14 protein-coding genes are annotated in these 13,751 nt (G+C 72.5%); 8 read left to right on the forward strand and 6 right to left on the reverse strand.

The features are described 5' to 3' along the window. The first annotated feature begins 33 nt into the window (after positions 1-33). The 4 genes from FDM97_RS05180 (at position 34) to FDM97_RS05195 (ending at position 3,521) form a co-directional block, all read left to right on the forward strand. Positions 34-228 carry a hypothetical protein gene (locus tag FDM97_RS05180; protein WP_137989076.1) on the forward strand — a complete coding sequence of 65 codons (195 nt, stop codon included), beginning with the start codon at positions 34-36 and terminating at the stop codon, positions 226-228. Then, a complete protein-coding gene (locus tag FDM97_RS05185; protein ID WP_137989077.1) occupies positions 225-620 on the forward strand; it encodes a type II toxin-antitoxin system death-on-curing family toxin in 396 nt (131 codons plus the stop codon). Before FDM97_RS05180 ends, FDM97_RS05185 begins: the two co-directional genes overlap by 4 nt. A gap of 108 nt (positions 621-728) precedes the next feature. Then, on the forward strand, positions 729-2,519 hold the full coding sequence (locus tag FDM97_RS05190) for a DEAD/DEAH box helicase (RefSeq protein ID WP_137989078.1): 1,791 nt from the start codon (positions 729-731) through the stop codon (positions 2,517-2,519). A 360-nt stretch (positions 2,520-2,879) separates the two neighbouring features. Then, positions 2,880-3,521: an IclR family transcriptional regulator gene (locus tag FDM97_RS05195; protein WP_137989079.1), complete on the forward strand. Its 642-nt coding sequence runs from the start codon at positions 2,880-2,882 to the stop codon at positions 3,519-3,521. Between the two features lie 90 nt (positions 3,522-3,611). Here the strand turns inward: FDM97_RS05195 and FDM97_RS05200 are convergent, their stop codons facing one another. Continuing rightward, a complete protein-coding gene (locus FDM97_RS05200; protein ID WP_137989080.1) occupies positions 3,612-4,571 on the reverse strand; it encodes an ArsR/SmtB family transcription factor in 960 nt (319 codons plus the stop codon). 89 nt (positions 4,572-4,660) lie between these two features. On the opposite strand from FDM97_RS05200, the gene FDM97_RS05205 reads away from it, so the two are divergent. Both FDM97_RS05205 and FDM97_RS05210 read left to right on the forward strand, forming a co-directional pair. Then, complete coding sequence (locus FDM97_RS05205; RefSeq protein ID WP_254705509.1) at positions 4,661-5,809, forward strand: alpha/beta hydrolase family protein; 1,149 nt, start codon at positions 4,661-4,663, stop codon at positions 5,807-5,809. Between the two features lie 9 nt (positions 5,810-5,818). Further along, entirely contained in the window at positions 5,819-6,622 is an 804-nt protein-coding gene (locus tag FDM97_RS05210) for a S16 family serine protease (RefSeq protein WP_137989082.1), read from the forward strand. Here FDM97_RS05210 and FDM97_RS05215 read toward each other — a convergent pair. The 4 genes from FDM97_RS05215 to FDM97_RS05230 all read right to left on the reverse strand — a co-directional run bounded on the left by FDM97_RS05215 (position 6,555) and on the right by FDM97_RS05230 (position 9,257). Continuing rightward, positions 6,555-7,871, reverse strand: a complete 1,317-nt coding sequence (locus FDM97_RS05215) for an MFS transporter (RefSeq protein WP_137989083.1) — start codon at positions 7,869-7,871, stop codon at positions 6,555-6,557. The genes FDM97_RS05210 and FDM97_RS05215 overlap by 68 nt on opposite strands. Further along, positions 7,868-8,053 (reverse strand): hypothetical protein, encoded by a 186-nt coding sequence (locus FDM97_RS05220; RefSeq protein WP_137989084.1) that lies wholly within the window; start codon positions 8,051-8,053, stop codon positions 7,868-7,870. The genes FDM97_RS05215 and FDM97_RS05220 overlap by 4 nt, the downstream gene beginning before the upstream one ends. Before the next feature lie 19 nt (positions 8,054-8,072). Beyond that, entirely contained in the window at positions 8,073-8,654 is a 582-nt protein-coding gene (locus FDM97_RS05225; RefSeq protein WP_137989085.1) for an ArsR/SmtB family transcription factor, read from the reverse strand. 129 nt (positions 8,655-8,783) lie between these two features. Next, the gene (locus FDM97_RS05230) at positions 8,784-9,257 is read right to left on the reverse strand and encodes an Lrp/AsnC family transcriptional regulator (RefSeq protein ID WP_137989086.1); all 474 of its coding nucleotides are present in this window, start codon (positions 9,255-9,257) and stop codon (positions 8,784-8,786) included. A 136-nt stretch (positions 9,258-9,393) separates the two neighbouring features. Between FDM97_RS05230 and hppD the strand changes: the two genes are divergently transcribed. After that, positions 9,394-10,533, forward strand: a complete 1,140-nt coding sequence (gene hppD, locus FDM97_RS05235) for a 4-hydroxyphenylpyruvate dioxygenase (RefSeq protein WP_137989087.1) — start codon at positions 9,394-9,396, stop codon at positions 10,531-10,533. 285 nt (positions 10,534-10,818) lie between these two features. Here the strand turns inward: hppD and FDM97_RS05240 are convergent, their stop codons facing one another. After that, on the reverse strand, positions 10,819-12,267 hold the full coding sequence (locus tag FDM97_RS05240; protein WP_254705510.1) for a tetratricopeptide repeat protein: 1,449 nt from the start codon (positions 12,265-12,267) through the stop codon (positions 10,819-10,821). Positions 12,268-12,355: 88 nt separating this feature from the next. On the opposite strand from FDM97_RS05240, the gene FDM97_RS05245 reads away from it, so the two are divergent. Next, positions 12,356-13,735, forward strand: a complete 1,380-nt coding sequence (locus FDM97_RS05245; protein WP_137989088.1) for an FAD-binding oxidoreductase — start codon at positions 12,356-12,358, stop codon at positions 13,733-13,735. Positions 13,736-13,751 lie beyond the last annotated feature (16 nt).

Below are 13,751 nucleotides of genomic sequence, written 5' to 3' on the forward strand. Positions count from 1 at the left end.
GGCCGCGTGGGCCCGCGGCCCTAGGGTCAACGCATGAACCACAGGACCCTCACCGTCTCCGTCGGCGACGACTTCGCCGACCTTGCCGATGCCCGGAACGTCACCGTGGAGGAGTTGGCCCAGGAGGCGATCGCCCGGTTTCTGTCAACGGAAGCCACCCTCGTTCGGCACGAGGCGATGCGCCTGGCGCTGCGGCACGGCTCCCTGCTGAGGAGGCTCGGCGAATGACCACGACCGACCGCCGGACGCGTTTCCTCACCGTTGCCGACGTCACCGGGATCGCCCGGATCGCCTTCGCCGGCGAGGGTGTTCCGGAGCTGAGAGCGCCTGGGCTCCTGGAGTCCGCCGTGCACCGGCCGCGCGCCCGGATGTTCGGGCAGAGCGCGTACGCGGACCTGCACGAGCAGGCCGCCGCGCTGCTCCACGCCGTCGCCACGAACCACCCCTTCGTCGACGGGAACAAGCGCGCGGCCTGGCTCTCGGCAGCCACCTTCCTCGCGGTCAACGGCGTCGATCTCGCCGACGTGGACCACGACTCCGCATACGACCTGGTCATCGACGTGGCCAGTGGAGAGTTGGGGGACATTCCGGGCATCGCGGAGCAGCTCAGGGGGCTGTGAGGACGGTCTCACGCGACCCCGCCACGGCCTCGTCCGGGCCGGGTCGCGGCGACCGCACCGGTAAGGTGGCCCGGTTGTCATATCTGGCCGAGCGTCGAACCGGAGACCGTGACTACCACCGCCACCTCCTCCCATCACCTCTCTCCCGCCTTCCCCGGCCGGGCCCCCTGGGGCACCGCCAACAAGCTGCGAGCCTGGCAGCAGGGCGCCATGGAGAAGTACCTCCAGGAGCAGCCCCGCGACTTCCTCGCGGTCGCGACCCCCGGCGCCGGAAAGACCACCTTCGCGCTGACCCTCGCGTCCTGGCTGCTGCACCACCACGTCGTGCAGCAGGTCACGGTCGTCGCCCCCACCGAGCACCTGAAGAAGCAGTGGGCCGCCGCGGCGGCCCGGATAGGGATCAAGCTCGACCCCGATTACAGCGCCGGGCCGCTCAGCAAGGAGTACCAGGGCGTCGCCATCACCTACGCCGGTGTCGGCGTACGGCCCATGCTTCACCGCAACCGCTGCGAGCAGCGCAAGACCCTGGTCATCCTCGACGAGATCCACCACGCCGGTGACTCCAAGTCCTGGGGCGAGGCCTGCCTGGAGGCCTTCGACCCGGCGACGCGCCGGCTCGCCCTGACCGGTACGCCCTTCCGCTCCGACACGAACCCCATTCCGTTCGTCACGTACGAGGAGGGGAACGACGGCATCCGGCGGTCGTCGGCGGACTATACGTACGGCTACGGAAACGCCCTCGGCGACGGTGTCGTCCGGCCCGTCATCTTCCTCTCCTACAGCGGCAACATGCGCTGGCGGACCAAGGCCGGTGACGAGATCGCCGCCCGTCTCGGCGAGCCCATGACCAAGGACGCGATCTCCCAGGCCTGGCGCACCGCCCTCGACCCCCGCGGCGACTGGATGCCGAACGTCCTGCGCGCCGCCGACCAGCGGCTGACCGAGGTCCGCAAGTCCATCCCCGACGCGGGCGGCCTCGTCATCGCCTCCGACCAGGACTCGGCCCGCGCGTACGCCAAGCTGATCCGCGAGATCACCGGCACCAAGGCCACCGTCGTCCTCTCCGACGACGCCGGCGCCTCGAACCGCATCGACGAGTTCAGCGAGAACAACGACCGCTGGATGGTCGCCGTCCGCATGGTGTCCGAGGGCGTCGACGTTCCCCGCCTCTCCGTCGGCGTCTACGCGACCACGATCTCCACCCCCCTCTTCTTCGCGCAGGCCGTCGGCCGTTTCGTACGTTCGCGCAGGCGCGGCGAGACCGCCTCCGTGTTCCTTCCCACGATCCCCAGCCTCCTCGGCTTCGCCAACGAGATGGAGGTCGAGCGCGACCACGTCCTCGACAAGCCGAAGAAGGACGGCGAGGAGGACCCGTACGCCGAGTCCGAGAAGGAGATGGCGGAGGCCGAGCGGCAGCAGGACGAGGACACCGGCGAGCAGGACATGCTGCCCTTCGAGGCCCTGGAGTCCGACGCCGTCTTCGACCGCGTGCTGTACAACAGCGCCGAGTTCGGGATGCAGGCCCACCCGGGCAGCGAGGAGGAGCAGGACTACCTCGGGATCCCCGGGCTCCTCGAACCCGACCAGGTGCAGCTGCTCCTCCAGAAGCGGCAGGCCCGCCAGATCGCGCACAGCCGCAAGAAGCCCGACAGCGAGGCGGATCTGCTGGAGCTTCCGGCCGAGCGGCGGCCTGTCGTTTCGCACAAGGAGCTGCTCGAGCTGCGGAAGCAGCTCAACACCATGGTCGGCGCGTACGTCCACCAGAGCGGCAAGCCGCACGGCGTCATCCACACCGAGCTGCGGCGGGTGTGCGGCGGACCGCCGAGCGCGGAGGCGACGGCCGGGCAGATCCGCGAGCGGATCAAGAAGGTGCAGGAGTGGGCCACCCGGATGCGGTGAGTCCGCTGGCCGGTCCTGGGTGAGAGGCCCGTACGCGTTCCTTCGCGTACGGGCCTTGCGCGTGTCCCCAACCCGGGTCGACAAAGCCGATCTTGTCCGTCAAAGTCCACCGCCCGTCCGACTTTCGTCGCGAACCGGCCGTATCAGGTCGCTCGCGCCCGGATTCTGGACGAGGTCTTCCGCTGAGCGGAGTGGATCGCTACTGTCCCCCGCAATGCAAACGCCCCGTGGCAGCGCCGCCGCGGAGCGCAGCCGGTGCGCATGGCCTGCCGGCGGCCTCTGACGTGCGTCGCCGACGGGACCGGTGTCGCAGCTCTCGTTTGAAGGACCGCCGTCACTCACTCCGAAGGAGAGGGCGTCGTGACCGCGGAAACCTCCCAGACGCTCGACAGGGGACTCAGAGTCCTCAAACTGCTCGCCGACACGGACCACGGCCTGACCGTCACCGAGTTGTCCAACAAACTCGGGGTCAACAGGACCGTCGTCTACCGTCTGCTCGCGACACTCGAACAGCACGCGCTCGTACGGCGTGACCTGGGCGGCCGCGCCCGGGTCGGGCTCGGCGTGCTGCGGCTGGGCCGCCAGGTCCATCCGCTGGTACGGGAGGCGGCGCTGCCCGCGCTGCGCTCGCTCGCCGAGGACATAGGGGCGACCGCCCATCTGACCCTCGTCGACGGGGCGGAGGCGCTGGCGGTCGCGGTCGTCGAACCGACCTGGACCGACTACCACGTGGCCTACCGCGCCGGTTTCCGGCACCCGCTGGACCGGGGCGCCGCGGGCCGCGCCATCCTCGCGGCCCGGCAGGGCAGCCTGATCGACCCCGGCTTCATGCTCACCCACGGCGAGCTGGAGGCGGGCGCGAGCGGCGCCGCGGCGCCGCTGGTCGGCATCACGGGGCTGGAGGGCAGCGTCGGTGTGGTGATGCTCGCGGACGCGGTGCCGGAGAGGGTGGGGCCCAGGGTCGTCGACGCGGCACGGGAAGTCGCCGACGCGTTGCGGTAGCCCGCCCCTGTTGTGGGCAATCGTCCGCTGGGGGTCCCCCAGGACGAAGTCCCAGGGGGAGGAACAGTCGCCCACAACGGTGACGCGGCGTCAGCCCCGCTCGCCCACCAGCAGCGCGCCCAGCGCCGTTCTGCGGTGCAGGACCGCGCGGCCCGCACGCGCCGTCGTGATCAGGCCCGCGCCCCGCAGCGCCGACGCGTGCGCCGAGGCCGTCGCGTTGCTGACGCCCAGGCGGCGGGCCAGGGCCGTCGTCGTGTGGGCGTCGGCGAGGGTGCGGAGGAGTTCGAGGCGCGTGCGGCCCAGGACCGTCGCCAGCGACGCGTCCGTGCCGGTCGTCACGTCCGGGACGAGCGGCAGGCCCGGGCCCGCCGCATAGGTCACGGCCACCGGGCGGTCCGGCAGGTCCTGGACGAGCGGGTGGCCCGTCCAGTGGAAGGTGGGCAGCAGGACGAGGCCCCGCCCGGCGAGCGTGATCTCCCGCTCGACCGGCGCCGCCCACTCCCAGACGCCCTCGTGCAGCCGGGTGCCGGGGACCAGGGCGGGCAGGGCCGCGCCGACGCCGTGCTCGGCGACCGTCAGGGCGTGCCGGGTGAACTCCGCCCGGTGCAGGTCCTGGACCAGCGGCCACACCGGGGCCAGGACCGTCTCGAACGCCGTCCGCTGGGCCCGGTGCAGGATCCGCCACGCGTCCGTCCCGCCCCGGTGGAGGCCGCGGATCCACGCGGGCGACGGACGGCCCGCGTACACCCGCTCCAGCTCCGTCCGGACCAGCTCCGGCGGGGCCGCGGCCATCAGGTCGAGGCCCTCCGTCAGCGTCTCGCCGAGCACGTCGAGGAAGAGCGGGGGATCGCCCGCCGGTACGAGATCCCCGAGCGGCTCCACGGCGTCCGGCAGGGAGCGCGTGACCCGCCGTCGCCAGCGGCCGAAGAGCGGTTCGTCGCCGCCGCGGAACATCATCATGAAGGCCGCGTTCAGCTCCTGCACCGGCGCCGGCCTGGCGGCGAACCGCACCCGGGCGAAGTCCTCCGCCGCGAAACGGATCCGTATCACCGCACTCCTCGCAAGCCTTTCGATCACAGCCTCAACCTTCGCCGCGGGCCCCTGCCCGGCGTCAGCCTGTCCGCATGACACCTTCTCCCATGAACCGACGGACCGTCACCAAGGCCGGCCTCCTCGCCGCCGCCTCCCTCGCCCTCGCCCCGGCCGCGGCCCGGGCCGCCACACCGGGCGACCTCGTCCTCCGGCTGCCCGCGCCCACCGGCCCGTACAAGATCGGCGGCACGACCCTCCACCTGGTCGACCCCTCCCGCAACGACCCCTGGGAGCCCGCGATCGGTGTACGGGAGGTCATGGTCACCGTCCTCCACCCGGCCCGGACCGTCCGCGGATATCCGCGCGCCCCGCAGCTGACCCCGGACGCCGCGGAACTCTTCACCTTCCTCGGCCCCGAGATCCGCCGAGGGCTGCCCCGGGCCGGCGTCGACTGGGCGGCCACCCTCACCCACACCCACCCGGGCGCCCCCGTCGCACCCGGCCCCTGGCCCGTGCTGCTCTACAGCCCCGGCGGCGGCGACGCCCGCACCATGGGCACCTCGCTCGCCGAGGAGCTGGCGAGCCACGGCTGGGTCGTCGTCACCGTCGACCACCCGGGGGACGCGAGCGAGGTGGACTTCCCCGCCGCGCGGCCGGGGCGCGACAAGGTGCGCCACACCGTCTTCACCCTGCCGCCCGACGCCGAGCAGTTCCGCACCATGATCGACACCCGCCTCGCCGACGTACGGTTCGTCCTCGACCGGCTCGAAGCGCTGCCAGGCCCCCTCGGCCGCGCCCTGGACCTGACGCGGGTCGGGATCTACGGGCACTCGGCCGGCGGCGCCACCGCCGCGCAGACCCTGTACGACGACCGGCGCATCGCCGCCGCCGTGAACCTGGAGGGCTACCTCGACCAGGTGGACGGCGAACTCTTCCCGGTGGCCCGGGACGGCGTCGACCGGCCGCTGCTCCTGCTCGGCACCGACGGCTTCCGCGACGCCCGCCTCGACCGCTCCTGGGGCGCGCTGCTCGCCCACCCCGGGGGCCGTGTCCGCCGACGGCAGCTCGACGACGCGGACCACTGGGTGTTCACGGACTACGCCGCCCTGGGGCCGCAGCTCCACGCCGCCGGCCTGATGACCACCGCCGACCGGGTCGGCCTGGTCGGCGCGATCGAACCGGAGACGGCCGTGCGTGCGGTGCGCCACCAGGTCCGGTCGTTCTTCCGCCGTCGGCTGCCGGCGGCCGCCCAGTAGATTGGGGGCGTGCTCTCCAGTCTCACGCGTCTCACGCGCAACCGTGCGCTCGCGCTCTGCGCCCTGCCCGTCGCCGCGCTCTTCGCCGTCGTCGGGCTCGCGCCGCTGCCGTACGCCATCGCATCGCCCGGCACGACCGCCGATGTGCTCGGTGTGGTCAAGGGGCGCCCGGTGATCACGATCAGCGGCGCTCCCGTCCGTGAGACGGAGGGGAAGCTGCTGATGACCACCATCGTGGCCACCGGCCCCAGCGTGGACAACGACTTCGCGGACGTCGCCGACGCCTGGTTCCGTACCGACCAGGCCGTCCTGCCGCGCGACTCCGTCTACCCCCCGGGGAAGTCGGACGCCGAGGTGGAGAAGTACAACCTCGGCCAGATGAAGGAGTCGCAGGACGCCGCCACCCTGGCCGCGCTCGGCTATCTGAAGCTGGACCCGAAGGACGTCGACGTCACGCTCCACCTCGCCGACATCGGCGGGCCGAGCGCCGGGTTCCTGTTCTCCCTCGGGATCGTCGACAAGCTCGACGGCGACGGCTCGGGCGGCGACCTCACCGGCGGCCGGACCGTCGCCGGTACGGGAACGATCGAGGCCGACGGCACGGTCGGCGCCGTCGGCGGGGTCTCCCTGAAGACCCAGGCCGCCGGGCGTGACGGGGCGAGCGTCTTCCTCGTACCGAGGGCGGAGTGCTCCGACGCGCAGGCGGAGCTGCCGAAGGGGATGCGGCTGATCCCGGTCTCCACGCTCAGCGACGCGGTGTCGTCGCTCCGGGCGCTGGAACGGGGGCAGGAGGCGAAGGTTCCGAGCTGCTGATCTGCTCGGCCTTCGGAGCGGCCGCGTCCATCCCGCGCCAGGAGGGGAAGACCACCGGCGCGAGCGTGGCCAGGAAGTAGACCCCGCCGAGCGTGAGCAGCGTGGCCGTCAGCCCCGCCCGCTCGACCAGGAATCCGGCCGCGAGCCCGCCGATCGGGGTGGCCAGGAGCACCCCGGCCGTGCTCGCGCCGCCCACGCGGCTGCGCAGCTTCTCGGGGACGGTCTCGTAGAAGACCGTGGTGAGGATCGGGTTGAGCACCCCGGCCCCGAAGCCGGCCGCCGCCATCGTCACGAGCAGCGGCGCCACCGTCCCCGTCAACGCGGCCACCACGTACGGCGGCGCGCCGCAGAGCAGAAACCCTGCCGTGAAGACCGCCCGCCGCGGGAAGCGGTGACCGACCGCCCCGTACAGCAGCGCACCCGCGAGCGCGCAGCCGCCGAAGACCGCGTGGAGCAGACCCTGGGCGGCCGGACCGCCCAGCTCCTCCCGCGCGTGGACCGGAAGGAGGACCGCGCTCCAGCTCTGGCTCAGCCCGTTGGTGATCATCACCATGACCATGGTGGCCAGCAGCAGACGGGTACGGAACACGAACGCGTACCCCTCGCGCAGATCGGCCCGGTAGCCGGCCAGGGAGAGGGGCTCGGCGCCCCGCACCGGATCGGCGGCGTGCAGCCGGCGCAGGCCCGCCAGGACGAGCAGCGCGGAGAGCCCGAAGGTGACCGCGTCCACGTACAGCACGGTGTCGGCGCCGACGAGGGCCACGAGCACGCCGGCGAGGGCGGCGCCCGCCATCCGGGCGCCGCGCGAGACGGCGTCGTACAGGCTCGCCGCCCGGGGGAGCGGGGTTCCCGCACGGCGGGCCAGGTCGGGGACGAGCACATGGCGGGCGGTCTCGCCGGGGGCGTGGAAGAGGCCGGTCACCGCCATCAGCGCGCACAGCATCCAGAACTCGAGCACTCCCGCGCGGTGCAGGAGCGGGATCGCGGCCAGCGCGAGGGCGCAGACGACATCGGAGACGACGCTGACGCGGCGGCGCCCGATCCGGTCGATGACCGGGCCACCGGCGATCGCGGAGACGACGACGGGGGCGGCCGCGCAGAAGGCGACCAGGCCCGCCTTGCCGGGGCTGCCCGTGGTGTCGAGCGCGAACCACGGGACGCCGATGAGGGTGAGCGAATTGCCGGTGACGGAGATGGCGTTGGCGGCCAGGACGCTGGCCAGTGGAGCGCGTCCCCCCGGCGCGCTCACGCGACGCGTGCGATCGGACCGGGCGAGCCGGGCGAGGCGGGGACGGCCAGGCGCAGTCCTAACGTGACCAGCGCCCAGCCGACCTGGGTACGGAGCGGGGTGCGCGGCAGGGACTCCGCCGCCGACCGGTGGAGTTCGGCCGCGTCGAGGTGGTGGAGATGAAGGTGGATGTCGGGGTGCATGGATTCGTGATCCCTTCCGTCAGTCCTCGTGCTGGGGGAACGCGTGCAGGTGCATCCGTACGCGGGCGGCGCCCGGCGCGTCGGGGTCGGCGCTCTCGTGGTAGCTGTTGATCAGCTCGTGGATCTCGGCGTTGAGCTCGCGCAGCCGCTCGGGCGGCAGGCGCAGCGTGAAGTCGCTCATGTCGGTGGCGCCGGCCCAGACCGCGTCCCAGTCGTGGCGGGTGCCGAGCCAGGTGTTCAGCTCCTGGGTGTGGATGGTCGCGATCTCGTGCAGGTACACCTCCATGGCGCCCCGGACCTCGGGGTCCGCGTTCCGGTGCAGCGACTCGTCGACGGCCGTGCCCTGCTGGGCCGCCTTCCACCACCGTTCCCGGCCCTTGCCCCGGGTCGGGTCGTCCTCGACGAAGCCGTGCGCGGCGAGCTGGCGCAGGTGGTAGCTGGTCGCGCCGCTGGACTCGCCGAGCCGCTCGGCCAGTTGGGAGGCGGTGGCGGGTCCGTGGTGGCGCAGGGCGCGCAGCAGCTGGATACGGAGCGGGTGTGCGAGCCCGCGCAGCGAGCGCGGGTCGAGTGTGCGGCTGACGCGTTCCTCGGGTGCGGGCATGGGCCGAGCCTAGACTTGCAAAGAAGTCCTTGCAACGGATTCTTTGCAACTGGCCCTTCGGCGGCCCTTCGGCGGTCCTTCGGAGCTGGCCCTCCGGAGCTGGCCCTGCGGAGCTGGTTCTCCGGGAACTCAGTCGACGTCCTCCGCCGCCTGCTCCACCAGCGGGATGATCCGCAGCGGTACGGGGTTCTCCATCACGATCGCCGTCGAGGCCCGCACGATCCCCTCGAAACCGACGACCCGGTCGATCACCCGCTGGAGGTCCGCGTTGGAGCGGGCGACCAGACGGCAGAGCATGTCCCCGTGGCCGGTGGTCGTGTGCAGTTCGAGAACCTCGGGCACGGTCGCCAGGTGCCCCCGTACGTCCGCGCCCTGGCCCTGCTTGATCTCCAGGGTCGCGAAGGCGGTCACGGGGTAGCCGAGCGCCGCCGGGTCGACCTGCGGGCCGAAACCGCGGATGACCCCGTTCGCCTGGAGGCGGTCCAGGCGGGCCTGGACCGTGCCGCGCGCCACGCCGAGCCGGCGGGAGGCCTCCAGGACCCCGATCCGCGGCTCCTGGGCGAGCAGCACGATCAGCCGGCCGTCCAGATGATCGATCGCCACAGCGTCCTCCTGATGGTCATCATGTACAAGTCGCCCGACCATACTGGCCGGTCGCTGTGCAGATTGCCCAGCCCTACGGCCAACTATTGCGCAGCCTGCCGATCGGCGGGACTCTGCCGCTATGGCAGATAACTCGATGACTATCGATCCCACGCCCTCCACCGCGCGGCAGGCCGACCCCTTCCCCGTGAAGGGAATGGACGCGGTCGTCTTCGCGGTCGGCAATGCCAAGCAGGCCGCGCACTACTACTCCACGGCCTTCGGCATGAAGCTCGTCGCGTACTCCGGACCGGAGAACGGCAGCCGCGAGACCGCCAGTTACGTCCTGACGAACGGCGCCGCCCGCTTCGTGTTCACCTCCGTCATCAAGGCCTCCACCGACTGGGGCCGCTTCCTGGCCGAGCACGTCGCCGAGCACGGCGACGGTGTCGTCGACCTGGCGATCGAGGTGCCGGACGCGCGCGCCGCGTACGCCTACGCCGTCGAGCACGGTGCCACCGGCATCACCGAGCCGTACGAGGTCAAGGACGACCACGGGGTTGTCGTCCTTGCCGCCATCGCGACGTACGGCCAGACCCGGCACACCCTCGTCGAGCGCAAGGAGTACGACGGCCCGTACCTGCCCGGGTTCGTCTCCGCCGACCCGATCGTCGAGCCGCCGGCCAAGCGCACCTTCCAGGCCATCGACCACTGCGTCGGCAACGTCGAGCTCGGCAAGATGAACGAGTGGGTGGCCTTCTACAACAAGGTCATGGGCTTCACGAACATGAAGGAGTTCGTGGGCGACGACATCGCGACCGAGTACTCGGCGCTGATGTCGAAGGTCGTCGCCGACGGCACCCTGAAGGTGAAGTTCCCGATCAACGAGCCGGCGATCGCGAAGAAGAAGTCGCAGATCGACGAGTACCTGGAGTTCTACGGCGGCGCCGGCGTCCAGCACATCGCGCTGGCCACCAACGACATCGTCGCGACCGTCCGCTCCATGCGGGCCGCGGGCGTCCAGTTCCTCGACACCCCCGACTCGTACTACGACACCCTCGGCGAGTGGGCGGGCGAGACCCGCGTGCCCGTCGAGACCCTGCGCGAGCTGAAGATCCTCGTCGACCGCGACGAGGACGGCTACCTGCTGCAGATCTTCACCAAGCCGGTCCAGGACCGCCCGACCGTCTTCTTCGAGATGATCGAGCGCCACGGCTCCATGGGCTTCGGCAAGGGCAACTTCAAGGCCCTGTTCGAGGCGATCGAGCGCGAGCAGGCCAAGCGCGGCAACCTGTAGTCAGTCCGCCGAGGCAAGGCCGACGGGCCCGGGGCGACCGCCCCGGGCCCGTCGCCACGACCGTTCCCGCCACCCCGCCCGTGTGGGCAACTGTCCCGCAGGGCGGGACGGGTGGGCACACGGGACGGCGCCCTTGCCGGGCCCAGGCTCCCTGTGCCCGCGGTGCCCACGGGTGCGGCGCCGTCGTCGGGTTGTGCCCACCCGTTCCTCCCCCTATGGCTTCGTCCTGGGGGGACCCCCAGCCGAACGCCTGCCCACAACCTCGGGGGCGGGGGCCCCGGCTGTCTACGGCTTCTGTTCCTGCGGCACCTGCGGCACCTGCGCCGCCTGCGCCGTCTTCGGCGCCGCCGCCGGAGGCTCCGGCGGCTCCCGGCGCAGATCCTTCGGCAGTTCGTCCGGCGGGTCGCCGAGCGCAGCCACCGCCTCCCGCGCCCTCGGCGCCAGCAGCGGCGAGAAGTACGGGTTGATCCGCAGCGCCTCCGCCAGATGACGGCGGGCCGGACCGTACTCCTCCACCGCCCGCTCGATCTCGCCCCGGTGGTACGAGAACAGCGCGCTCCGCAGCCCCTCGTCCGTCGCCCTCTTCGCGTACTCCAGCGCCTCCTTCGACGACCCGGCCCGGTGCAGCGCCCACCCCAGCGCGTCCGCGACCTGCACCGATCGGTGCCCCCGCGCCCACTCGGCCTTCAGCCGCCGCACCGCCGCGCCCGCGTCGCCGTGGTCCGCCTCGAACAGACCGAGGACGACCTCCCCGTTGACCCACGTCCTCGACCGCAGCAGCTCGTACCGGCTCCGCGCGTCCCCGTCCAGGCCCAGCGACTCGTACAGCTCGCCCGCCTCCAGGACGTACTCCGGCAGCGGCAGCCGCGCCAGCGCCGCCTGGTAGTCGCGGACCGCCTCGTCCGTGCGGCCGAGCGCCGCCAGCGCCCGCGCCCGCCCGGCCAGCGACGGACCGTGGTCCCGTACGAGACCCAGCGCCGTCCCGTACTGCGCCACCGCCTCCTCCGGCTCGCCCCGCTCCCACGCCAGATCCCCGAGCCGCGCGAGCGCCGCCGCCTTCTCCGCGCCCGTCTCCGCCCGCGCCACCGCGTCGAGCGCCGCCGCCGACGCGTCCTCGCGCCAGCCACGGTTGCGGTACATCTGCGCCGCCCGCGCGCTCACCGCCCCGCCCGTGTGCAGCTCCTCCAGCCGCTCCAGCGCCTTCTGGGCGGACTTGTAGTCCCCGAGGCCGTTGTACGCGTCGATCAGCAGCGGGTACGTCGACCAGCGCGCGGGGTTGTCCTGGCGTACGCCCTCGGCCCAGCTCCGCGCCGACTTCCAGTCACCACGGGCCCCCGCCAGCGCGCCGAGGCCGAGCCGCGCGTCGAGGTTCCGCCGATCCGTCGACAGGGCCCGCTGGAGGGCCTGTTCGGCCCTCGGGTAGTACGTGGCATCGCCGAGCCGCGTACCCCGCTCCGTGTACGCCGCTCCCAGGACCGCCCATGACGTCTCGTCACCCGGATGCTTCTTCAGCCACTTCTCCCGGTCGTCGATCAGCGCGGCCAGGTCGGGCAGCGAGGCCTGCGCTCCCGCGTTCGCCGCGATCACCGCCCGCGCGGCGGGACCGGGGGCGGGCGGCGGCCCGTCGTCGAACAGGCCGGGTGCGACATCGGGGGCGTACAGCAGCGCCGTCGCCGCGATCACCGCGCCCACCCCGCAGGCCAGGACCGTCCTCGACACGTTCTCGGTCTTCATGGCGCTCACTGTGCGCCTGTACGAAGAGCACACGAAGCGCCCACTCCGGCGGGTTCACACCGATGGCCCCGGGTGCCACGCTGGACGCATGGACGATCTTCTGACGCGGCTCCACGCGGACCTGCGCGCGGGCCTGCCCGCCGAGGCGCTGCTCACCGATCCGGACGTCACCGCCTCCTACGCCAACGACATGGCGAGCTTCTGCCCCTCCGGCAGCCCCGCGGCCGTCGTGCTCCCGCGCACCGTCGAGCAGGTCCAGCACGTCATGCGCACCGCGACCGCGCTGCGCGTCCCGGTCGTCCCGCAGGGCGCGCGCACGGGTCTGTCCGGCGCCGCGAACGCCTCGGACGGCTGCATCGTGCTGTCCCTGGTCAGGATGGACCGGATCCTGGAGATCAACCCGGTGGACCGGATCGCCGTGGTGGAGCCGGGGGTCGTCAACGCCGTGCTGTCCCGGGCGGTGAACGACCACGGCCTGTACTACCCGCCGGACCCCTCCAGCTGGGAGACATGCACCATCGGCGGGAACATCGGCACCGCGTCCGGGGGCCTGTGCTGTGTGAAGTACGGGGTGACGGCGGAGTACGTCCTCGGCCTGGACGTCGTCCTCGCCGACGGGCGGCTGCTCTCCACCGGCCGGCGCACCGCCAAGGGCGTCGCCGGATACGACCTGACCCGGCTCTTCGTCGGTTCGGAAGGCAGCCTCGGCATCATCGTCGGGGCCACGCTCGCGCTGCGGCCGCGGCCTCCCGTACAGCTCGCGCTGGCCGCCGAGTTCCCCTCCGCGGTCGCCGCCTGCGAGGCCGTCTGCGCGATCATGGAGCGAGGCCATACGCCGTCGCTGCTCGAGCTCATGGACGGCACCACCGTCCGCGCGGTCAACAAGCTCGCGAACATGGGGCTTCCCGACACCACCGAGGCGCTGCTCCTGTGCGCCTTCGACACCCTGGACCCGGCCGCCGATCTGGCCGCCGTCGGGGAGCTGTGCGCGGCGGCCGGGGCCACCGAGGTCGTACCGGCCGAGGACGCCGCCGAGTCCGAACTCCTCCTCCAGGCCCGCCGGCTGTCCCTGACCGCCCTGGAGACGGTCAAGTCCGCGACGATGATCGACGACGTGTGCGTACCGCGGACCAAGCTGGCCGCGATGCTCGACGGCACCTCGGCCATCGCCGAGAAGTACGGCCTGACCATCGGCGTCTGCGCGCACGCGGGCGACGGCAACACCCACCCCGTCGTCTGCTTCGACCACGCCGACGAGGACGAGTCGCGGCGGGCGCGGGAGTCCTTCGACGAGATCATGGCGCTCGGTCTCGCCCTGGGCGGCACGATCACCGGCGAGCACGGCGTGGGCGTGCTGAAGAAGGAGTGGCTGGAGCGGGAGTTGGGACCGGTGGGGGTGGAGCTGCAGCGGGGCATCAAGCGGACCTTCGACCCGCTGGGGATCCTCAACCCCGGAAAGCTGTTCTGAACCCTTTCCGCATCCG

The sequence above is a fragment of the Streptomyces vilmorinianum genome, assembly GCF_005517195.1.
In the GTDB taxonomy this organism is placed as follows: Bacteria; Actinomycetota; Actinomycetes; order Streptomycetales; family Streptomycetaceae; genus Streptomyces; species Streptomyces vilmorinianum.

Bases quoted from the DNA above. Each gene is read 5' to 3' on its own strand.
- FDM97_RS05240 (WP_254705510.1), bottom strand. From the start codon at position 12,267: ATGAAGACCGAGAACGTGTCGAGGACGGTCCTGGCCTGCGGGGTGGGC.
- hppD (WP_137989087.1), top strand. From the start codon at position 9,394: ATGACTATCGATCCCACGCCCTCCACCGCGCGGCAGGCCGACCCCTTC.
- FDM97_RS05225 (WP_137989085.1), bottom strand. From the start codon at position 8,654: ATGCCCGCACCCGAGGAACGCGTCAGCCGCACACTCGACCCGCGCTCG.
- FDM97_RS05185 (WP_137989077.1), top strand. From the start codon at position 225: ATGACCACGACCGACCGCCGGACGCGTTTCCTCACCGTTGCCGACGTC.
- FDM97_RS05245 (WP_137989088.1), top strand. From the start codon at position 12,356: ATGGACGATCTTCTGACGCGGCTCCACGCGGACCTGCGCGCGGGCCTG.
- FDM97_RS05205 (WP_254705509.1), top strand. From the start codon at position 4,661: ATGAACCGACGGACCGTCACCAAGGCCGGCCTCCTCGCCGCCGCCTCC.
- FDM97_RS05180 (WP_137989076.1), top strand. From the start codon at position 34: ATGAACCACAGGACCCTCACCGTCTCCGTCGGCGACGACTTCGCCGAC.
- FDM97_RS05220 (WP_137989084.1), bottom strand. From the start codon at position 8,053: ATGCACCCCGACATCCACCTTCATCTCCACCACCTCGACGCGGCCGAA.